The 19,634-nt window shown below is 64.1% G+C and carries 16 protein-coding genes and 1 tRNA gene; 7 read left to right on the top strand and 10 right to left on the bottom strand.

Translation table 11 applies throughout. The features are described 5' to 3' along the window. Positions 1-29: 29 nt before the first annotated feature. The 3 genes from HDG33_RS00600 to HDG33_RS00590 all read right to left on the bottom strand — a co-directional run bounded on the left by HDG33_RS00600 (position 30) and on the right by HDG33_RS00590 (position 2,999). A tRNA-Ser gene (locus tag HDG33_RS00600) sits at positions 30-120 on the bottom strand. A gap of 205 nt (positions 121-325) precedes the next feature. Continuing rightward, positions 326-1,621, bottom strand: a complete 1,296-nt coding sequence (gene serS, locus HDG33_RS00595) for a serine--tRNA ligase (protein WP_184021183.1) — start codon at positions 1,619-1,621, stop codon at positions 326-328. A gap of 64 nt (positions 1,622-1,685) precedes the next feature. Further along, positions 1,686-2,999 carry a replication-associated recombination protein A gene (locus HDG33_RS00590; protein WP_184021180.1) on the bottom strand — a complete coding sequence of 438 codons (1,314 nt, stop codon included), beginning with the start codon at positions 2,997-2,999 and terminating at the stop codon, positions 1,686-1,688. A 212-nt stretch (positions 3,000-3,211) separates the two neighbouring features. Here HDG33_RS00590 and cytX point away from each other — a divergent pair, with 212 nt between their 5' ends. After that, entirely contained in the window at positions 3,212-4,528 is a 1,317-nt protein-coding gene (gene cytX / locus HDG33_RS00585) for a putative hydroxymethylpyrimidine transporter CytX (protein WP_184021178.1), read from the top strand. A gap of 120 nt (positions 4,529-4,648) precedes the next feature. On the opposite strand, the gene HDG33_RS00580 is transcribed toward cytX, so the two are convergent. Next, positions 4,649-4,837, bottom strand: coding sequence for a hypothetical protein (locus HDG33_RS00580; protein WP_244144826.1), 189 nt, complete (start codon positions 4,835-4,837; stop codon positions 4,649-4,651). Positions 4,838-4,978: 141 nt separating this feature from the next. Here HDG33_RS00580 and HDG33_RS38190 point away from each other — a divergent pair, with 141 nt between their 5' ends. Next, positions 4,979-5,248: a hypothetical protein gene (locus HDG33_RS38190; RefSeq protein WP_184021173.1), complete on the top strand. Its 270-nt coding sequence runs from the start codon at positions 4,979-4,981 to the stop codon at positions 5,246-5,248. Positions 5,249-5,606: 358 nt separating this feature from the next. On the opposite strand, the gene lolA is transcribed toward HDG33_RS38190, so the two are convergent. Together lolA and HDG33_RS00565 are read right to left on the bottom strand one after the other, a co-directional pair. Continuing rightward, positions 5,607-6,350: an outer membrane lipoprotein chaperone LolA gene (gene lolA / locus HDG33_RS00570; RefSeq protein ID WP_184007847.1), complete on the bottom strand. Its 744-nt coding sequence runs from the start codon at positions 6,348-6,350 to the stop codon at positions 5,607-5,609. 151 nt (positions 6,351-6,501) lie between these two features. Beyond that, a complete protein-coding gene (locus HDG33_RS00565; protein WP_184021169.1) occupies positions 6,502-8,811 on the bottom strand; it encodes a DNA translocase FtsK in 2,310 nt (769 codons plus the stop codon). 391 nt (positions 8,812-9,202) lie between these two features. Between HDG33_RS00565 and trxB the strand changes: the two genes are divergently transcribed. From trxB to HDG33_RS00545, 4 genes are all read left to right on the top strand, one after another. Next, positions 9,203-10,204: a thioredoxin-disulfide reductase gene (gene trxB / locus HDG33_RS00560; protein WP_184021156.1), complete on the top strand. Its 1,002-nt coding sequence runs from the start codon at positions 9,203-9,205 to the stop codon at positions 10,202-10,204. 203 nt (positions 10,205-10,407) lie between these two features. Beyond that, positions 10,408-11,175, top strand: a complete 768-nt coding sequence (locus HDG33_RS00555; protein ID WP_184022808.1) for a Smr/MutS family protein — start codon at positions 10,408-10,410, stop codon at positions 11,173-11,175. A 116-nt stretch (positions 11,176-11,291) separates the two neighbouring features. After that, entirely contained in the window at positions 11,292-11,951 is a 660-nt protein-coding gene (locus HDG33_RS00550; RefSeq protein ID WP_184021154.1) for a glutathione S-transferase family protein, read from the top strand. A gap of 130 nt (positions 11,952-12,081) precedes the next feature. Beyond that, entirely contained in the window at positions 12,082-13,002 is a 921-nt protein-coding gene (locus tag HDG33_RS00545; RefSeq protein ID WP_184021152.1) for a LysR family transcriptional regulator, read from the top strand. An 84-nt stretch (positions 13,003-13,086) separates the two neighbouring features. On the opposite strand, the gene HDG33_RS00540 is transcribed toward HDG33_RS00545, so the two are convergent. From HDG33_RS00540 to HDG33_RS00525, 4 genes are all read right to left on the bottom strand, one after another. Further along, complete coding sequence (locus tag HDG33_RS00540; RefSeq protein ID WP_184021150.1) at positions 13,087-14,202, bottom strand: ABC transporter ATP-binding protein; 1,116 nt, start codon at positions 14,200-14,202, stop codon at positions 13,087-13,089. 93 nt (positions 14,203-14,295) lie between these two features. Next, the gene (locus HDG33_RS00535) at positions 14,296-15,153 is read right to left on the bottom strand and encodes a carbohydrate ABC transporter permease (RefSeq protein WP_184021136.1); all 858 of its coding nucleotides are present in this window, start codon (positions 15,151-15,153) and stop codon (positions 14,296-14,298) included. Then, positions 15,143-16,081: a carbohydrate ABC transporter permease gene (locus HDG33_RS00530; protein ID WP_184021125.1), complete on the bottom strand. Its 939-nt coding sequence runs from the start codon at positions 16,079-16,081 to the stop codon at positions 15,143-15,145. The genes HDG33_RS00535 and HDG33_RS00530 overlap by 11 nt, the downstream gene beginning before the upstream one ends. A 215-nt stretch (positions 16,082-16,296) precedes the next feature. Further along, positions 16,297-17,544 (bottom strand): ABC transporter substrate-binding protein, encoded by a 1,248-nt coding sequence (locus HDG33_RS00525; RefSeq protein ID WP_184021114.1) that lies wholly within the window; start codon positions 17,542-17,544, stop codon positions 16,297-16,299. A gap of 599 nt (positions 17,545-18,143) precedes the next feature. Between HDG33_RS00525 and zwf the strand changes: the two genes are divergently transcribed. Continuing rightward, the gene (gene zwf / locus HDG33_RS00520) at positions 18,144-19,607 is read left to right on the top strand and encodes a glucose-6-phosphate dehydrogenase (RefSeq protein ID WP_184021107.1); all 1,464 of its coding nucleotides are present in this window, start codon (positions 18,144-18,146) and stop codon (positions 19,605-19,607) included. The last annotated feature ends 27 nt before the right edge of the window (positions 19,608-19,634 follow it).

The raw sequence follows: 19,634 nt of genomic DNA, 5'->3' as shown, positions 1-19,634 counted from the left end.
TCTCGGTGAAATCAAGGGGTTTCAGAATTTGGCGGAAAGGGTGGGATTCGAACCCACGGTACGGGGAAACCGTACGCCTGATTTCGAGTCAGGTACATTCGACCACTCTGCCACCTTTCCGGGTATTCCAACTCGCTACTGCATCGTCGGATCCAAGCGGGCCGTTGCTTGGGAGAAAAAGATTATAGAACAGCTCGAATCAGTTTTCCAAGCCCCCTCGTCCAAAAAATTTCTAAAAAATTTTCGCGGGACCTCGATGCCGTTCGCGGCATCCATCGTCAGACACGCGACGACACCGCGCCTGCGCGCGCATCGGCGACGCTCATCAGGCCCCCGGCACTTGCAGCCGCTCGACGCCGCCGAGGTAAGGCCGTAGTGCCGTAGGCACCGTCACCGAGCCATCGGCGTTCTGGAAGTTCTCGAGCACCGCGACGAGCGTGCGGCCCACCGCGAGACCCGAGCCGTTGAGCGTATGCACGAGCTCCGGCTTGCCCTGCGCGTTGCGGAAGCGTGCCTGCATGCGTCGCGCCTGGAACGACTCGGTATTCGAGCAACTCGAAATCTCACGATAGGTGTTCTGCGCGGGCAGCCACACTTCCAGGTCGTAGGTCTTCGCTGCGGAAAAGCCCATGTCGCCGGTGCACAGCGTGATCACGCGATACGGCAGTTCGAGCTTTTGCAGAATCGCCTCCGCATGGCCGACCATCTGCTCGAGCGCGTCGTACGATGCGCCTGGCGCTACGACCTGCACCATCTCGACCTTGTCGAACTGATGCTGGCGGATCATGCCGCGCGTGTCGCGGCCATACGAGCCCGCTTCCGAGCGGAAGCACGGCGAGTGCGCGGTCAGCCTGATCGGAAGCGCGTCCGCTTCGACGATGCTCTCACGCACCGTGTTCGTCAGCGAAATTTCCGAGGTCGAGATCAGGTACTGCGTGACCGTGTGTTCACCGCCGCCCTTTTCGACGCGGAACATATCGTCCGCGAACTTCGGCAGCTGGCCCGTGCCGTACAGGATGTCGGGATTGACGATGTACGGCGTGTAGATCTCCGTATAGCCGTGCTGCTGCGTGTGCGTGTCGATCATGAACTGCGCGAGCGCGCGATGCAGCCGCGCAATCTGGCCGCGCAGCATCGTGAAGCGCGCGCCCGACAGCTTCGCGCCGGTCTCGAAGTCGAGGCCGAGCGGCGTGCCGACGTCAACGTGATCCTTGACCTCGAAGTCGAACTGGCGCGGCGTGCCCCAGCGGCGCACTTCGACGTTGCCGGCTTCGTCGTTGCCGACCGGCACGCTTTCGTGCGCAAGATTCGGCACGTCGAGCAGCAGATCGGACAGACGCTTCTGGATGTCTTCGAGCTTGACCGCCGACGCCTTCATCTCGTCGCCGATGCCGCCGACTTCGGCCATCACCGCCGACGTGTCTTCGCCGCGTCCTTTCATCGCGCCGATCTGCTTCGACAGGCTGTTGCGGCGCGCCTGCAGTTCTTCGGTACGGGTCTGGGTATCGCGGCGTTCCGCTTCGAGCGCGGTGAAGGCCGCGACGTCGAGGGTATAGCCGCGGTCGGCGAGGCGCTTTGCGACGCCGTCGAGGTCTTTGCGCAGCAACTGGATGTCGAGCATGGGATGGGACGGATGTTCGTTGTATGAAAACGCGATTTTAGCGCACCGGCAAAGGTGAAACGCCTCAAGCCTTCTTCGGCTTGTTCTCGGCGCGCCACCGCGCATCGAGCTCGCCAAGGCGCGCGAGCTTCTCGCCGATCTTGCCTTCGAGACCACGCGGTGTCGGCTCGTACCAATGCGGCTCGCGCATGCCGTCGGGCAGATAGGTTTCGCCCGCCGCGTACGCATCGGGTTCGTCGTGCGCGTAGCGGTAGTCGTGGCCGTAGCCGAGTTCCTTCATCAGCTTCGTCGGCGCGTTGCGCAGATGCACCGGCACCGCGCGCGACTGGTCCTTGCCGACGAAGCGCCGCGCCTCGTTGTACGCGTTGTACCCGGCATTCGATTTCGGCGCGACCGCCAGATAGATGATCGCCTGCGCAAGCGCGAGCTCACCTTCGGGCGAACCGAGACGCTCGTAGGTTTCGGCGGCGTCGAGCGTGATGCGCGCGGCGCGCGGGTCCGCGAGGCCGATGTCTTCCCACGCCATGCGCACGATGCGACGCGCGAGATAGCGCGGGTCCGCGCCGCCGTCGAGCATGCGGCAGAACCAGTACAGCGCGCCGTCCGGGTTGCTGCCGCGCACGGATTTATGCAGCGCGCTGATCTGGTCGTAGAAGGCGTCGCCGCCCTTGTCGAAGCGTCGCAGATTCTCCGCGAGCGCGCTGCCCAATAACGCGCCGTCGATTTCAGTGGTCTTCTGCCGGGCGGCCGCGCGCGCGACGATCTCGAGGTTGTTCAGCAGCTTGCGGCCGTCGCCGTCGGCGGATCCGATCAGCGCGGCGCGCGCTTCGTCGGTGAACGTGAGGCCGCCGAGTTCCTTCCGCGCGCGCTCGAGCAGCTCGCGCTGTTCGTCGTCGGTCAGGCTCTTCAGCACGTAGACGGCGGCGCGCGACAGCAACGCGCTATTGACCTCGAACGACGGATTCTCGGTCGTCGCGCCGACGAACACGAACAGGCCCGACTCGACGTGCGGCAAGAACGCGTCTTGCTGGCTCTTGTTGAAGCGATGCACTTCGTCAACGAACACCAGCGTCTGATGGCCGTTCGCGCGATGGATCTGCGCGGTTTCGACCGCCTCGCGGATATCCTTCACGCCCGACAGCACCGCCGACAACGCGATGAACTGCGCGTGAAACGCATCGGCCATCAGCCGCGCGAGCGTGGTCTTGCCGACGCCCGGCGGGCCCCACAGGATCATCGAATGGGCCTCGCCCGATTCGAACGCGACCCTGAGCGGCTTGTTCGGACCGAGCAGATGCGACTGGCCGATCACTTCGTCGATATTGCGTGGCCGCAGGCGTTCGGCGAGCGGAACATTGGCACGGGTTTCTTCAAACATGACGTTTTGGGGATAATCTCGGCTTTCCGGGGCACGCACCGCTTCGGAGCAGCGCCTCGCGGGACAAGCGCAAAGCCCGCGTCCGGCCGGAAACACAGGCACGAACGCGGGCAACGTCCTGCATTATGACAGTGACGGCGGCCAGGCGATGGCCGACCTGGGGCGCCGGCAACGCAAAGAATCACAGCACCACCAACAGGAACGAACATCAGATGGCTCAAGATTCCGTCGCCGGCGACGCCGGCTCCACCTACGCGCCGCTCACGCCGGTGCCCGACGCGCGCCGCGCGTTTCGCACCGGCGACGCGTTCGCGCTGTGGTTCTCACTCGGCATCGGCCTGCTCGTCGCCCAGGCGGGCGCGCTGCTGGTGCCGGGACTGTCGCTGCAGCATGCGCTCGTCGCGATCGTGCTCGGCAGCGTGATCGGCGTCGTTCTGCTCGCGCTCGCGGGCGTGATCGGCACCGACACCGGGCTCGCGGCGATGTCGTCGCTGCGTCCGACGCTCGGCGTGCGCGGCGCGTCGGTGCCGGCCGTGCTGAACATGGTGCAACTGGTCGGCTGGGGCTCGTTCGAGGTGATCGTGATGCGCGATTCCGCCGATGCGCTCGCGAAACAGGCGTTCGGCCTGTCGATGCCGCTCGTGTGGACCGTGATCTTCGGCGTGCTCGCGACGCTGCTCGCGATCAGCGGCCCGCTGTCGTTCGTGCGGCGCTTTCTGCGCAAGTGGGGGATCTGGCTGCTGCTCGCGGGCGCCGCGTGGCTCACGTGGAACCTGCTCGCGCGCCACAATCTCGCGGACCTGATGCGTCGTCCCGGCACCGGCGAGATGTCGTTCGGCGGCGCGGTCGACCTCGTGGTCGCGATGCCGCTGTCATGGCTGCCGCTGATCGCCGACTACACGCGCTTCGGCCGCCGCGCCGGCGAGACGTTCCGCGGCACGCTATACGGCTATGGCATCGCGAACATCTGGTTCTATGCGCTCGGCGCGGTCTACGGGCTCGCGGCCGGCGGCGGCAATGCATTGCTGACCGGCGCGCTCGCGCAAGCGGGCGGCGGGTTTGCGCTGCTGCTGATTCTGATCGACGAAATCGACAATGCGTTCGCCGACATCCACTCGGCCGCGGTATCGACCGGCACGTTCTGGACGCGCGCGAGCGTGCCGTTGCTGTCGGCCGCGTTCGGTGCGCTGTGCACGCTGATCGCGCTGCTCGTGCCGATGGCGAAGTACCAGAACTTCCTGCTGCTGATCGGCTCGGTATTCGCGCCGCTGTTCGGCGTTGTGCTGATGGATCACTTCATCGTGCGCAAGCGTCGCGTCGACGCCGCGGTGCTCGCCGATGTGCGCGGCCGCTACGGCTTTTCGGGCGGCTGGCACCTGAGCGCGTTCGTCGCCTGGGCGATCGGCATCGCCTCGTACCAGGTGATCAACCAATGGCTACCGAATGTCGGCGCGACGCTACCGTCGCTTGCGATCGGCGCGGTGTGCTATTACGCGTTCGTATCGGCGCGCAAGACCGCGTATGCGTGAGCGCGTCACCCTCAGCGCGTTGCATTAGACGCAGCTGTCACAAAATAAAAAAGACCTGCAATCCAAATGCAGGTCTTTTTTTGTGACCGTCGAACGGCCAATCACAGTGCGCGCCGCGGGCTATTTTTTCGCCGCTTTGCGCCGACGCGATTCGGCCTTGCGACACAGATCCGTGAGCAGCCAACGGGCGACGGTCTCCGGCCGATTCGGCGCGTACGAGGCGAATTTGCTCTCGTTCGCGAAATGGACGACGACGGTGCCCGTCATGACGCGATACGTTCCGGCGTAGTTTACGCCGTCCAGTTCCACGCTTAGCGCGTGGGTGGTTTCATATTCCGCGAAAGTCAAAATAAATGCGATATCTCGAAACGAGACATTATCGCTACGATTTTTCGGAAGTCAAAAAAATATGCAATTGGTTGCATATTAAATTATCACCGGCGGTAATTCTTGCGTTTCCCGCTCGAAAACCCAAATAACGGGCTGCCGGATACGTTAGATAACCTGACTGCCTTACTGCCGTTCAAGCCGAACCGCCGGCGTATCGGCGAAACGCTCAAGCGCGCGATTGCCTTCCCGATGGGCTTCGGCCTCATCGATAAAGGTTTTTTCACTATATGCAACGACCTTGAAACCACTTCCGGCCGCGCGCGGCACCGTTATTCCCCAATGCCACCCGCCCTCCTGCTGGAACACATGGAGGGATGGGGACAAGCGTGAATCGTGTGAAGAAGACAATCTCATGACATGCCTCACCTTTCCAGACATCTGAAGCGACAACCAGATTCGATCAGTTTAGGCGTTATTTTGTTGCGTTGCAGCAAAAAATTGTTAGAGATTGCGTACCCAATCCCGGAAAATGATCGGACGCGCGAACTCCAGCCCATGAGCAATGCCGCTCTTTCCAGTCTCGCACTAAATCATTACGTCTGCCTGTACGACGATTTAATGTTCGTCGCGGCGCCGGGCGCGCATCCCTAAGCAATCCACGCACCGCGTGAAATAAAAAGCCGCGCCCGACAAGCGCGGCTTCGCGGGCGTTTGCACAGGCGCGACGTGTCGGCGCCTACCGCGCGGTTTATCCGTTGATCACATCCGCGCCCTTCGGCACCGTGAACTTGAATGCATCGGGCGGCAGTTGCGGATTTTTCTGGATGTTCGAGAACGTGAGCAGCGTCACGTTACCGAACACGTCGTGCAATTCCATCGCTTCGAGATTACCGTCCTTGAAACCGATGCCGACGCGCTCGAACTGCGTGTCCTTCGCCTTCGGCGTCAGTTCGAGCCAGTCGATGCCGGCCTTCACGCCCGCGTCGCGCAGCGAGAAGTTCTTGTCCAGATCGTTGCTGCCGAACAGGATCGCCGCCGGGCTTGCGCCGAGCGCGTTGCCGAGCGGGCGCACCGTCACCTGGTTCAGATCCTTGTCGTAGACGTAGAGCTTGTCGCCGTCCGCCTGCAGCAATTGCGAGTAGGGCTTCTCGTATTGCCAGATGAACTTGCCGGGCCGCGCGAACATGAACGTGCCGCTCGACGTGGTCGGCTTGGCCGGGTTCGCGGTGGACAGCGCGCCGCTCGCGCCCTGCGCCTTGCTCGGCGCGCGCACTTCCTGCTGCACGAAGGTGCCGCGCGCCGAATGGACCTGCGCGATGAATGCCTTCAGTTGCTCGGTGCCGCTCGCGAACGCGTGCGAGGCGACGAGCAGCGACGCACCGATCGCGACACTGCCCACGGCGCGCGCGATCTTGCGCATGCCGCGGGACACGCGCTCGCCGAGGCGCCCCGCTCGCCGCTGTCGGGCATCCTGCTGCGCGATTGCTTGCATAGGTTTTTCTCCCTTGAATGAATTCGGTGATGGGCTGCGCCGGCTCGATGCACTCGCTGAACACAGCGTGACCGGCCCGGCGTCGAGCCGCAATGGCGCACCCGACGGTGCGCGCGGCGTCGCTCGCGATGGCCGCCATGGCTCGTTGCGGCTATTCCGCCTCGCGCGCCGGCGCCAGGATCTCGCGATTGCCGTTCGACGACATCGCCGACACCACGCCCGAATTCTCCATCTGTTCGAGTAGACGCGCCGCCCGGTTGTAGCCGATCCGCAGATGCCGCTGCACGAGTGAAATCGACGCGCGGCGATTCTTCAGCACGACGTCGACCGCCTGATCGTATAACGGGTCCGACTCGCCTTCGGTGGACGCGGTTCCCGCCGAGCCTTCGTCGCCCTCGCCGCTCACGCCGCCTTCGAGAATGCCCTCGATATAGTTCGGCTCGCCCTGCTCCTTGAGCTTGTCGACGACGCGATGCACTTCATCATCCGACACGAACGCGCCGTGCACCCGCACCGGCAAACCGCTGCCTGGCGGCAGATAGAGCATGTCACCCATGCCGAGCAGCGACTCGGCGCCCTGCTGGTCGAGAATCGTGCGCGAGTCGATCTTCGACGACACCTGGAACGCCATACGGGTCGGCACGTTGGCCTTGATCAGGCCGGTGATCACGTCGACCGACGGACGCTGCGTAGCGAGAATCAGATGGATGCCGGCCGCGCGCGCCTTCTGCGCGATCCGCGCGATCAGCTCTTCGACCTTCTTGCCGACGACCATCATCAGGTCGGCCAGTTCGTCGATGACGATCACGATGTTCGGCAAACGCGTCAGCGGTTCCGGATCGTCCGGCGTCAGGCTGAACGGATTCGGCAGCTTCTCTTCGCGCTTGGCCGCTTCGTCGATCTTGTTGTTGTAGCCGGCGAGGTTACGCACGCCGACCTTGCTCATCAGCTTGTAGCGGCGCTCCATTTCGGCGACCGCCCAGTTCAGCGCGTGGCCCGCCTGGCGCATGTCGGTGACGACCGGACACAGCAGGTGCGGAATGCCTTCGTAGACGCTCATTTCGAGCATCTTCGGATCGATCAGGATCATGCGCACCTGCTCGGCGCTCGCCTTGTACAGCAGCGACAGGATCATCGCGTTGATACCCACGGACTTGCCCGAACCAGTCGTGCCGGCGACGAGCAAATGCGGCATCTTCGCGAGATCCGCGCACACGGGCTTGCCGCCGATGTCCTTGCCGAGACCCATCGTGAGCGGCGACGCGGCATCCGCATACACGGCCGAGCCGAGAATTTCGGACAGGCTCACGGTCTGACGGCGCTGGTTCGGCAGCTCCAACGCCATGTAGTTCTTGCCCGGAATCGTTTCGACGACGCGAATCGACACGAGGGACAGCGAGCGCGCGAGATCCTTCGCGAGATTAACGATCTGACTGCCCTTCACGCCCGTGGCCGGCTCGATTTCATAGCGCGTGACGACGGGCCCCGGATACGCGGCGACCACGCTCACGTCGACACCGAAGTCCTTCAGCTTCTTCTCGATCAGGCGCGACGTGAATTCGAGCGTGTCCGCGGAAATGGTTTCCTGCGCGGCTGGCGCGGGATCGAGCAGCGCGATGGGCGGCAGCGTGGAGTCGCCGGGCAGATCGGTAAAGAGCGGCACCTGGCGTTCCTTCTCGACACGCTCCGACTTCGCCGGCGTGGCGAGCGGCGGCACGATCACTACGGGCTCGTGCTCCTCGATGCGCACGCGGCCCTTCTCGACCTTGCCTTCGCGCTTCACGGCGGCCGCTTCGCCGAGCTTGCGATCGAGCCCGGCCTCGCGGCGCAGCTTCGCGAACGTCACCGCGGAAATGATCGATTCGCCGACCTTCTCCGCGACCGACAGCCAAGAAAAACGGAAGTACAGCGACAGCCCGATCCCGAGACCGAGCAGCAGCGCGAGCGTGCCACCGGTGAAGCCGAGCGCATGCGAGATGCCGCGCGCGACAGCCTCGCCGATCACGCCGCCAGGCGCGCGCGGCAACTGCACCTTCAGCGACCACATGCGCAGCGCCTCGAGGCCGTTGCACGACAGCAGCACGAGCATGAACGCGAACGCGTCCGCGAGCCAGCTGACGCCGCGCGGCGCGTCGTCGTCCTGCGGCTCTTCGTTGCGGGTGATGCGCTTGTAGTTCGCGGAGATGTGGCGGCCGAGCAGCACGATCCACCAGTAGGCGGACAGGCCGAACAGCAGCAGCAGGATGTCGGAAGTCCACGCGCCGACGCGGCCCGCCCAGTTCGAGATATGGTCGACCTGCGCGGCATGGGTCCAGCTCGGGTCGTGCCTGCTGTAGCTGACGAGCGACATCAGCAGGAACACGCCGAGGGCCACCTGCAGAATCCAGCGGATTTCGGTGAAGAGGCGCGACATGCGGTGCGGCAATGCCTGCGCGCTCGCGGTATAGGGAGCTTTTGCCATTGATCCTGTTGCCTGGGGTAGCCGGTTCAGGCTGAAACTGCCGCCGGGAACGCGGCCCGAGCCTCGCCGCGCACGGCTTCGGGCCCGATCCCGGCTAACGGAAACTTCGATCCGGGCTATTGTAAACGCTGTGTCCCGCGCGAGGCTGTAAATGACGGTAACCTGGCTGTTTGACCACAGATGCATGCGCGAGGCGCGTTGAATTCGCCGTATCGCGCCGCGGGCTCGCCCCGAGCGCCCACGCCGCCACGCTATCGCGGCGATCAGAAAGCTTGATGGCGCAGCGGCACGCCCCGCCCTTTATAATGCCCGACTGATACCCATCTACAGTTTCAGCTCAAAAACGCACGGCTACGCAGCGGCGAGCCGCGCGCCGTACAAGGATTCGATCATGCCCGCAACTGCAACGAAACACGCCAAGGTTCTGATTCTCGGTTCCGGTCCCGCCGGCTACACGGCGGCGGTTTACGCGGCGCGCGCCAACCTCGCGCCGGTGCTCGTCACCGGCATCGCGCAAGGCGGCCAGCTGATGACCACGACCGACGTCGAAAACTGGCCCGCCGACGCCAACGGCGTGCAAGGCCCGGAACTGATGGCGCGCTTCCTCGAGCACGCCGAGCGCTTCAATACAGAGATCATCTTCGACCACATCCACACGGCGAAGCTCGATGAGAAGCCGATTCGCCTGATCGGCGATTCGGGCGAATACACGTGCGATTCGCTGATCATCTCGACGGGCGCATCGGCGCAGTATCTCGGCCTGCCGTCCGAAGAGGCGTTCATGGGCAAGGGCGTGTCGGCCTGCGCGACCTGCGACGGCTTCTTCTACAAGCAGCAGCACGTCGCCGTGATCGGCGGCGGCAATACGGCCGTCGAAGAGGCGCTGTACCTCGCCGGCATCGCGAAGAAGGTGACCGTGATCCATCGCCGCGACAAGTTCCGCGCCGAGCCGATCCTGATCGACCGTCTGCTCGCGAAGGAGAAGGAAGGCGTCGTCGAGATCAAGTGGAACCATGTGCTCGAAGAAGTAACCGGCGACAACTCCGGCGTGACCGGCCTGCGCATCAAGCACACGCAGAGTGGCGAGACCACCGACATCGCGCTGCAGGGCCTGTTCGTCGCGATCGGCCACAAGCCGAACACGGACATCTTCGAAGGCCAGCTCGAGATGAAGAACGGCTACATTATCACGAAGGGCGGCCTGAACGGTTTCGCGACCGCGACCAGCGTGCCGGGCGTGTTCGCCGCGGGCGACGTGCAGGACCACATCTATCGCCAGGCGATCACCAGCGCGGGCACCGGCTGTATGGCCGCGCTCGACGCGCAGCGCTATCTCGAGACCATCAACGAGATGGCCGGCGAGCACGCGATGAGCGCGGAAGCGGACCGCTGATCCGCAGCGCGATGCCTTATGTCGAGACGAAGTCCCGACAAACGGGCGCGACAGTAAAATGACGGTGGCGCAGCGCTGCTGTCATTGGCTCACGAAGGCCGCGGCTGAAATGCCGGCGGCCTTTGTCGTTTTTGCCGCTTTGTCAATGTGCGTCGAGCGCGTTGGCAGCACCACCGACCGACCTTTCCGCCTGTATTGCCGACATGCCGAAGAATCAGCCCCATCCGAACGAACCGAAACGCCCGCAAGCCGCCACGCGTCCCGCGCCCGCAACGGCTGCGCCCGCCGTCGCACCGAAGCTCGATCGCGCATCGGGGCTCGCCGGACTCGGTGCGTTGCGTGAAGCGTTGAAGGGCGAAGCCGAGCGGCGCGAGCGCGAACAGGCGGCGACGCGCGCGGCGCAGCGCGAAGCGGCCGCCGACGCCGATCTGTTCCGCCGCGAGATCGGCGAAGTCGCGCCGCTCGCGATTCCGCCGCGCGCGACGCTCACGCGCAATCCCCCGCCGCCGCTGCCGGTGCAGACGCTGCTCGACGAGGAGGCGGTGCTGCACGAAGCGATCTCCGACGAATTCGACCCCGAAGTGCTGCTCGAAACCGACGAAACGCTGTCGTATTGCCGCCCCGGCTTGAGCCGCGACGTAGTGCGCAAGCTGCGGCGCGGCGACTGGATCGTGCAGGCGCAGATCGACCTGCACGGCATGCGGCGCGAAGAGGCACGCGAGGCGCTCGCGGAATTCATCCGCGAATCGGCCAAACGCGGCCTGCGCTGCCTGCGCGTGATTCACGGCAAGGGTCTGGGGTCGATCGGCAAGGAGCCGGTGCTGAAGGGCAAGGTGCGCGCGTGGCTCGTGCAGAAATCCGAAGTGATCGCGTTCTGTCAGGCGCGCCCACATGACGGCGGCGCCGGTGCGGTGGTCGTGCTGTTGCAGCCGGGGGCGTTGCCGCCGCATGGGGCGAGCGCGAAGGTCTGAGGTCGATTTTTTCGGCCGTCGTTCGTCGTGGGGTAAACGGCCAGCCCGGCCGTCGCGCGGTGTGGCTTTCGTCGTCACCGCGTACTCGTGCTGTGCAACCGTCAAAGGTGATCGCGATGCCCGTGCTGCTTTATGCCCATCCGTTCTCGTCCTACTGCCAGAAGGCCCTGACCGCGCTGTACGAAAACGGTACGCCGTTCGAGATGCGCGTGCTCGCGCATGACGACCCGAAGGTCATGGCCGAATTGGCCGCGCTGTGGCCGATCAGGCGCTTCCCGGTGCTCGTCGACGGCGGGCGCACGGTGGTCGAGGCGAGCATCATCATCGAATATCTGGGCCTGCATTATCCGGGGCCCGTCACGCTGTTGCCCGCCGATCCGCGCGCCGCGCTCGAGGTGCGCACGATGGACCGCTTCTTCGACAACTACATTTCGACTCCACAGCAAAAAGTCGTGTTCGATAGCCTGCGTCCCGAAGCCGAGCGCGACCGGCGTGGCGTCGCCGATGCGCGCGCGCTGCTCGACACTTCGTACGCATGGCTCGACCGTCACATGGCCGAGCGCGAATGGGCCGCCGGCGACAGCTTCAGCCTCGCCGACTGCGGCGCCGCCCCGTTCCTGTTCTACGCCGACTGGACGCACCCGATCGACCCCGCGTTCGCGCACGTGCGCGCGTACCGGCAGCGGCTGCTCGCGCGGCCCTCGTTCGCACGCGCGGTCGACGAGGCGCGGCCCTACCGGCCGCTATTTCCGCTGGGCGCGCCGGAGCGGGATTGAGCCACGAGCGGCGGTGGCAGTTGCGCGCGAACGAGGCGCGGCAGACAACCAGTTTTGCTGGCTGTAGACTTCCTGTCGTGTCGCAAACCTGCCCCGCCCTTCTTCTGGCTCACCACTCACAAGGCACACCATGGACCGTTTCGAAGCGATGGAGATCTTCACGCGCGTGGTCGAAGCGAACAGCTTCACCAAGGTTTCGGAATCGCTCGATCTGCCGCGCGCGAAGGTCAGCCGCACGATCCAGGCGCTCGAGGAACACGTCGGCGTGCGGCTCCTGAACCGCTCGACGCGCCAGGTCAGCGTGACCGAAGACGGCGCATCGTTCTACGAGCGCTGCGTGCGCATTCTCGCCGATGTCGCCGATGCCGAGTCGTCGCTGTCGAGCAAGCGCGAGAATCCGGCCGGGACGATCCGCGTCGACACCTCCGGCACGCTCGCGCGCTCGCTGCTGCTGCCCGCGCTCGACGACTTCTACGCGCAATACCCCGCGATCGACGTGCGCCTCGGTCTCGCGGACCGCAACATCGATCTGATCCAGGACGCCGTCGATTGCGTCATCCGCATGGGCACGCCCGAAGAATCGAGCCTCGTTGCGAAGCGCATCGGGCTTGCGCGCATCGTCACGTGCGCATCGCCCGCGTATCTGCGCAAGTTCGGCACGCCGACCACACTGGCGGACCTCGGCGAGCATCGCGCGGTCAACTACGTGTCCGCGCGCAGCGGCAGGACCTTCCCGTTCGAATACGAAGTGGACGGCGAAATCGAGCGCGTCGCGATGGATAGCACGCTCGCCGTCAACGACGGCTCGGTGTACATCACGGCGGGTGTGTTGGGCCACGGCATCATCCAGCCGTCGCGCTTCATGGTCGCCGAGCTGATCGAGCAAGGCGCGCTCACGGAGATTCTCGGCAACTACGCGAGCCCCGGTACACCGCTGTCGATTCTGTATGCGCATCGCCGCAATCTGAGTTCGCGGCTGCGCGCGTTTATCGACTGGGTCAGCGAGCTCGCGCGCAGCAATCCGGACTTGCGTTTGCCCGAGGCGGCGTAACGGCTGCAAAAGAACAGAAGCCCCATGCGCAATTCAACGCATGGGGCTTTTCTGTAGCGACGGAATCAGCGCTTAGACGACGAATTACGCAATCCGCTCTTCATTCGCCGGATCGAACAACACCGCCTTCGACGTATCGAACAGCAGCGTCGCATTGTTCTCCGGTTGCGGGTTCGACGCCGGGTGCACGCGGCTCACCACGCGCTTGCCGTTGATCTGCGCGAACACCAGCGTGTCCGGACCGGTCGGCTCGATCACGTCGACCTTCACTTCGACCGGCTGCAGCTTCGAGTCGTCGCCGTGCGCGCCGCGCGCATCGGTGATGCGTTCCGGACGCAGGCCGAGAATCACGTTGTTGCCGACGTACGAGCGCACCTTCGCCGAATCGAACGGCAGCACCAGCACCTTGCGCGCGACGCCCGTATCGAGTTCGATGCCGACGCCCGAGCCCTGCTCGACCAGCTTGCCTTCGATGAAGTTCATCGGCGGTGCGCCGATGAAACCCGCGACGAACAGGTTCGACGGCGAGTCGTAGATTTCCTGCGGCGCGCCGAACTGCTGAACGATGCCGTCCTTCATCACCGCGATGCGGTCGCCGAGCGTCATCGCTTCGATCTGGTCGTGCGTCACGTAGACGATCGTCGTGCCGAGGCGTTGATGCAGCAGCTTGATTTCCGAGCGCATCTCGATGCGCAGCTTCGCGTCGAGGTTCGACAGCGGCTCGTCGAACAGGAACATCACCGGATCGCGCGCGAGCGCGCGGCCCATCGCGACGCGCTGACGCTGGCCGCCCGACAGCTGACCCGGCTTGCGATCGAGCAGATGCTTGATCTGCAGCGTGTTCGACACACGCTCGACAATCTGCGTCTGCTCCTGCTTCGGCACCTTGCGGATGTTCAGGCCGAACGAGATGTTGTCGCGCACCGTCATCGACGGATAGAGCGCGTACGACTGGAACACCATCGCGATGTCGCGATCTTTCGGCGACAGGTTGTTGACCGTCTTGCCGTCGATCTGGATCTCGCCCTTGGTCACGGTTTCGAGACCGGCAATCATGTTGAGCAGCGTCGACTTACCGCAGCCTGAGCCGCCGACCAGAATCAGGAACTGGCCGTCTTCGATGTCGATGTTGACACCCTTCAGAACCGGCACCCCGTTCGGGTAGGTCTTGTACACGTCACGGATGGAAAGGCTTGCCATGCTGTGAATCCTCTAGTCTCTGGTACTGCTTGAAAACGTCTTGTCAGGCGACGACGGCACGCGTTCGGTGAAACGCCGTCGCTCCAGGGTGATTTAGCCCTTCACCGCGCCCGCGGTCAGGCCGCGCACGAAGTAACGTCCGGCGATGATGTAGACGAGCAGCGTGGGCAGCGCCGCGATGATCGCGCCGGCCATGTCCACGTTGTATTCCTTCACGCCGGTCGAGGTGTTGACGAGGTTGTTCAGCGCCACGGTGATCGGCATCGAATCGACGCCGGAGAACACGATACCGAACAGGAAGTCGTTCCAGATCTGCGTGAATTGCCAGATCAGGCACACCATGAAGATCGGCAGCGACACCGGCAGCAGGATCTTCGTGAAGATCGTGAAGAAACCCGCACCGTCGATCCGCGCGGCCTTCACGAGCTCAGCCGGCACGCTCACGTAGAAGTTGCGGAAGAACATCGTCGTGAACGCGATACCGTAGATCACGTGCACGAGCACGAGGCCGCTCACCGTGTTCGCCAGGCCGAGGATGCCTTCGAGGCGCGCCATCGGCAGCAGGATCGCCTGGAACGGAATGAAGCAGCCGACCAGCAGCATCGTGAAGATCAGATCGGCGCCGCGGAACCGCCAGTGCGTGAGCACGTAGCCGTTGAACGCGCCGATGATCGACGAGATCAGCACGGCCGGAATCACCATGCGCACCGAGTTCATGAAGAACGGCTGCATGCCGTCGCAACGCACCCCCGTACACGCGCCGCTCCACGCCTTGAGCCACGGCGCGAAGCTCCAGCTCGTCGGCGGCGTCAGCAGGTTGCCGGTGCGCAACTGGTCGATGTCCTTGAACGACGTCGACAGCATCACATACAGCGGGAACAGGAAGTACAGCGCAAACAGAACCAGGGCCGCGTAAATGACGGCACGGCTAATCGTCATCTTAGGCTGCATTGCGGGTGCTCCTCGATTCCAGATACATCAGCGGCACGAGCACGGCCACTACGGTAGCGAGCATCATGATCGACGATGCCGCGCCGACGCCGAGCTGCCCACGGTTGAACGAAAACGTGTACATGAAAATGGCCGGCAGCGACGACGACGTGCCCGGACCGCCGGCGGTCAGCGCGACGACCAGGTCGAACGTCTTGATGGTGATGTGACAAAGGATCAGCAGCACGGAGAAGAACACCGGCCGCATGCTCGGTATCACGATCTTGCGGTAGATGGTCGGCAGGTTCGCGCCGTCCATCTGCGCGGCCTTGAAGATCTCGCTGTCGACGCCGCGCAAGCCGGCGAGGAACAGCGCCATCACGAAGCCGGTGGACTGCCAGACCGCCGCGATCACGATACAGAAGATCGCCCTGTCCGGGTCGCCGAGCCAGTTGAACGAGAAGCTCGTCCAGCCCCAGTCGTGAAACACCTTCTCGATGCCGATGCTCGGCGTCAGAATCCATTGCCACGCGGTGCCGGTCACGATGAACGACAGCGCCATCGGATACAGGAACACGGCGCGCAGCGCGCCTTCGTTGCGGATCTGCTGATCGAGCAGGATCGCGAGCAACAGACCCAGACCGATGCAGATACCGATGAACGGAATGCCGAACCAGCCGAGATTCGCGGCCGAAGTCCAGAACACGTCGTTCTGGAACAGTTCGCGATAGCGGTCGAGACCCGCGAACTCCCAACGAGGCATCAGCCGCGAAGTAGACAGCGACAGATAGCCGGTGATTGCGATAAAGCCATACACGAAGATCAGGCTGATCACGACGCTGGGTGCGAGCACCAGCTTCGGAATCCAGCGATCGGCGAGGGCCGCCATGGGCGACGTGCGGCGGGTGACGGTGGCCGTTTTCCCGTTCCCGCTGATGGAAGCAGTCACTACTCGACTCCTGCTGAAACTGTACCGTCGGGCGGCCCGTGCGCGCATGGCGCGGAACCGCGACGGCCTGGGTGTGACTCCATGAAACCAGGGTGAGCCGGGTGGCGCCGGACTGCGCTGCGAACGAAAGCAGCGAGGTCCGATCCCACACGGCCCGAAGGGCGCGCCCGGTGCTTCGGATGCAAGCCGCCGGGCGCAACACTTCGTACTTACGCTTACTTGGTCTTCGCTGCCTTCGCGAGAGCCTGAACCGCGGTCTTCGAATCTTCCTGCGAGTTCATGAACTTCGTGACGACGTCGGAGATCGCGCCTGCCGCGGCATCCGGCTGAGCCATACCGTGAGCGAGCGACGGCACATAACCGCCGGCCTTGATCGCAATCTGCTCATCCGCGTACGACTTCTTCGCGCAGTCGTCGAACTTGTCCATCGGCACGCCGAGACGCACAGGGATCGAGCCCTTGTACAGGCTGAACTGCTCCTGGAACGCCGGCGACATGATCGTCTTCGCGAGCGCGAGCTGGCCCGGCGTCGCGGCCTTCTGGCCCTTCTGCTGGAAGAACACGAACGAGTCGACGTTGAACGTATAAGCCTTGTCGGTGTTCGGCACCACCGCGCAGATGTAGTCCGTGCCCGACTTCTTGCCAGCGTTGGTGAACTCGCCCTTCGCCCAGTCGCCCATGAACTGCATGCCGGCCTTGCCGTTGATGACCATGGCCGTGGCGAGGTTCCAGTCACGGCCCGTACGGCCCGCGTCGAAGTAGCCCTGGATCTTGCGGACCGTGTCGAACACCTGAACCATCTTTTCCGAGGTCAGCGTCTTCTCGTCGAGGTCGACGAGCGCCTTCTTGTAGAAGTCCGCGCCTTCCGACAGCACGACGTCTTCCCACAGCGTCAGGTCTTGCCACGGCTGGCCGCCCATTGCGATCGGCTGAATGCCCGCGGCCTTCATCTTGTCGGCCACCGCGAAGAACTCAGGCCACGTGGTCGGCACCTTGCCGCCTGCCTTGTCCAGCGCTGCCTTGTTGATGTACAGCCAGTTCACGCGGTGCACCGAGAAAGGCGCGGCCACGTAGTGGCCGTCCGCCTGGATGATCTTGTCGATTTGCGGCGGCAGATTCTTCTTCCAGTCGCCCGCGACCGAGTCGATTGGCACCAGCACGCCCTGCGAAGCCCACTCCTGGATCAGCGGACCCTTGATCTGCGCGGCGCTCGGTGCGTTGCCCGAGATCACCTGCGTCTTCAGTGCCGTCATGGCAGCCGCGCCAGCGCCGCCCGCGACCGCGAAGTCCTTCCACGTGTAGCCCTGCTTCGTCATGTCGTCCTTGAGGACGCCGACGGCCTTGGATTCGCCGCCCGAAGTCCACCAGTGCAGCACTTCGATCGACTCGGCGGCCTGCACGGCCGACACGCCACACATCAGACCCGCAGCGCACAGAGCGCCCATGATCGCGCGAAATTTCATTGCTTATCTCCTCCAGACACCTGAACAAAAAAACGAATGGCCCCTGATGTCGCCAGGGTGCTGTGGTTGGTTCAAACAGGCAAAACACTGGCGATCGAGCACGGTCGGGCGCATGCGCGAGGGCATGTGCCGGCGGACCGATGTCCGGCCGCTGGACGCTCAAGAGGTGAGTGGTTCGGGATGCAACTGACTGTCTCCTCTTTTGATTTTTGCCTGCCCGCATCGCGCTGCAGACTCGAGGTACCTCATACGCCAACTCGACGCCAGCCTGACGTCGGCTGCGGGCAACGACCCCGCAAGCCCGTCGACTCCCCGGCTTTCCGTAAGGTCCGCCGGCACCCTGCTGGCGCGTACCGGAAGGCGTTGTCCCATTGTCCGTTAGCGTGCCGGGGACGCCCGCCGATTCGCAAAAAGCGTGCATTCCGTCAGTACAGCGCACGCTTTTTTCATCGAATTAACGCTACCTCTTGATTTGGATTGTAGTTAAACTACAATTCAGTGTCAAAAAATATTTTATCGGACTACGGTCGCTCTTCCGGGGCGCTGCGCGTGCAGTGTCCGATCAGCGCGGCGGCCCTTCAGGACATCGACGGAGACTCATGCATACCGACTCAAGCTTCACCTTCGTTCTCTTCGGCGGAACCGGCGATCTGTCGATGCGCAAGATCCTGCCCGCGCTGTTCGAGGCGCACCGCGCGGGCGGCATGCTCGCCGACAGCGGCAAGATCGTCGCGCTCGCGCGGCACGTCGAGGATCGCAGCGAGTATCTGCAGTGGGTCGACGGGCACGTCAAGCCGCATGTGTCGAAGAACGGCCTCGACGAAGCCGCGTGGACGAGCTTCCTCGCGCGCATCGAGTTCGTGAAGATCGATCTCGGCAATCCGGATGACTTCGCGCAATTGCGCGACGCGATCCAGGAGATGCCCGGCATCCGCGTGTTCTATCTGGCGACGGGTCCGTCGCTGTTCGTGCCGATCTGCCATGCGCTCGCCGCGGTGGGCCTGAACCATAACGCGCGCATCGTGCTCGAGAAGCCGCTCGGCTACGACCTGAAGTCGTCGAACGCAATTAATGATGCGGTCGGCGAAATCTTCGCGGAAGAGCAGATCTACCGGATCGACCATTACCTCGGCAAGGAGCCGGTGCAGAACCTGCTCGCGCTGCGCTTCGGCAATGCGCTGTTCGAGCCGCTGTGGCGCCGCGAGTGGGTCGAAAGCATCCAGATCACGATCGCCGAGGAACTCGGCGTCGAAGCGCGCGGCGATTTTTACGACAATACCGGCGCGCTGCGCGACATGGTGCAGAACCACCTGTTGCAGTTGCTGTCGATCGTCGCGATGGAGCCGCCCCACTCGATGGATTCCGACTCGGTGCGCGACGAAAAGCTGCGCGTGCTGCGCGCGCTCAAACCGGTCGAGCCGCAGGAAATCGGCAAGGTCGCGGTGCGCGGCCAGTATCATTCGGGCGTCATTCGCGGCAACACGGTCCCGGCCTACGCCACCGAGCACGGCGTGAAGCCCGATAGCTCGACCGAGACCTTCGTCGCGCTGAAGGTCGAGATCGAGAACTGGCGCTGGGCCGGCGTGCCGTTTTTCCTGCGCACGGGCAAGCGGCTCGCCGATCGCGTCGCCGAGATCGTCGTGAATTTCCGTGCGGTGCCGCATTCGGCGCTTGGCGCGTCGGCGCTGCGCGCGGGCGCGAACCGCCTCGTGATCCGTCTGCAGCCGAACGAGACGATTCGTCTGTACTGTCTCGCGAAGCAGCCCGGCGAGGGTATGAACCTCGCGAGCGTGTACCTCGATCTCGCGTTCGACCGGTTCTTCCGCGAAGGCCAGATGGAGGCGTATCAGCGGCTGCTGCTCGACGTGATCAACGGGCGCCTCGCGCTGTTCGTGCGGCGCGACGAACAGGAAGCCGCATGGCGCTGGGTCGAACCCATCCTGAACGAATGGAAGGCGTCGCCCAAGCCGCCCAAGCCGTACGCGGCAGGCACGTGGGGACCGGCCGCGGCGAGCGCGATGCTCGCCCAGCACGGCACCTGCTGGCTCGAGGAAGAGAATTGAGTTTGATGAATTGATGGACGGCGCCGC

Origin of the sequence: Paraburkholderia sp. Cpub6 (assembly GCF_014201065.1) — a bacterium.
In the GTDB taxonomy this organism is placed as follows: Bacteria; Pseudomonadota; Gammaproteobacteria; order Burkholderiales; family Burkholderiaceae; genus Paraburkholderia; species Paraburkholderia tuberum.
The sequence above is the reverse complement of the archived record's forward strand: the minus strand, read 5'-3'. Positions and strand labels throughout refer to the sequence as shown.

What these genes read in the sequence shown, in the direction of transcription:
- serS (WP_184021183.1), bottom strand. Translation starts at nt 1,621, where the DNA reads ATGCTCGACATCCAGTTGCTGCGCAAAGACCTCGACGGCGTCGCAAAG.
- HDG33_RS00590 (WP_184021180.1), bottom strand. Translation starts at nt 2,999, where the DNA reads ATGTTTGAAGAAACCCGTGCCAATGTTCCGCTCGCCGAACGCCTGCGG.
- cytX (WP_184021178.1), top strand. Translation starts at nt 3,212, where the DNA reads ATGGCTCAAGATTCCGTCGCCGGCGACGCCGGCTCCACCTACGCGCCG.
- lolA (WP_184007847.1), bottom strand. Translation starts at nt 6,350, where the DNA reads ATGCAAGCAATCGCGCAGCAGGATGCCCGACAGCGGCGAGCGGGGCGC.
- HDG33_RS00565 (WP_184021169.1), bottom strand. Translation starts at nt 8,811, where the DNA reads ATGGCAAAAGCTCCCTATACCGCGAGCGCGCAGGCATTGCCGCACCGC.
- trxB (WP_184021156.1), top strand. Translation starts at nt 9,203, where the DNA reads ATGCCCGCAACTGCAACGAAACACGCCAAGGTTCTGATTCTCGGTTCC.
- HDG33_RS00555 (WP_184022808.1), top strand. Translation starts at nt 10,408, where the DNA reads ATGCCGAAGAATCAGCCCCATCCGAACGAACCGAAACGCCCGCAAGCC.
- HDG33_RS00550 (WP_184021154.1), top strand. Translation starts at nt 11,292, where the DNA reads ATGCCCGTGCTGCTTTATGCCCATCCGTTCTCGTCCTACTGCCAGAAG.
- HDG33_RS00545 (WP_184021152.1), top strand. Translation starts at nt 12,082, where the DNA reads ATGGACCGTTTCGAAGCGATGGAGATCTTCACGCGCGTGGTCGAAGCG.
- HDG33_RS00540 (WP_184021150.1), bottom strand. Translation starts at nt 14,202, where the DNA reads ATGGCAAGCCTTTCCATCCGTGACGTGTACAAGACCTACCCGAACGGG.
- HDG33_RS00535 (WP_184021136.1), bottom strand. Translation starts at nt 15,153, where the DNA reads ATGCAGCCTAAGATGACGATTAGCCGTGCCGTCATTTACGCGGCCCTG.
- HDG33_RS00525 (WP_184021114.1), bottom strand. Translation starts at nt 17,544, where the DNA reads ATGAAATTTCGCGCGATCATGGGCGCTCTGTGCGCTGCGGGTCTGATG.
- zwf (WP_184021107.1), top strand. Translation starts at nt 18,144, where the DNA reads ATGCATACCGACTCAAGCTTCACCTTCGTTCTCTTCGGCGGAACCGGC.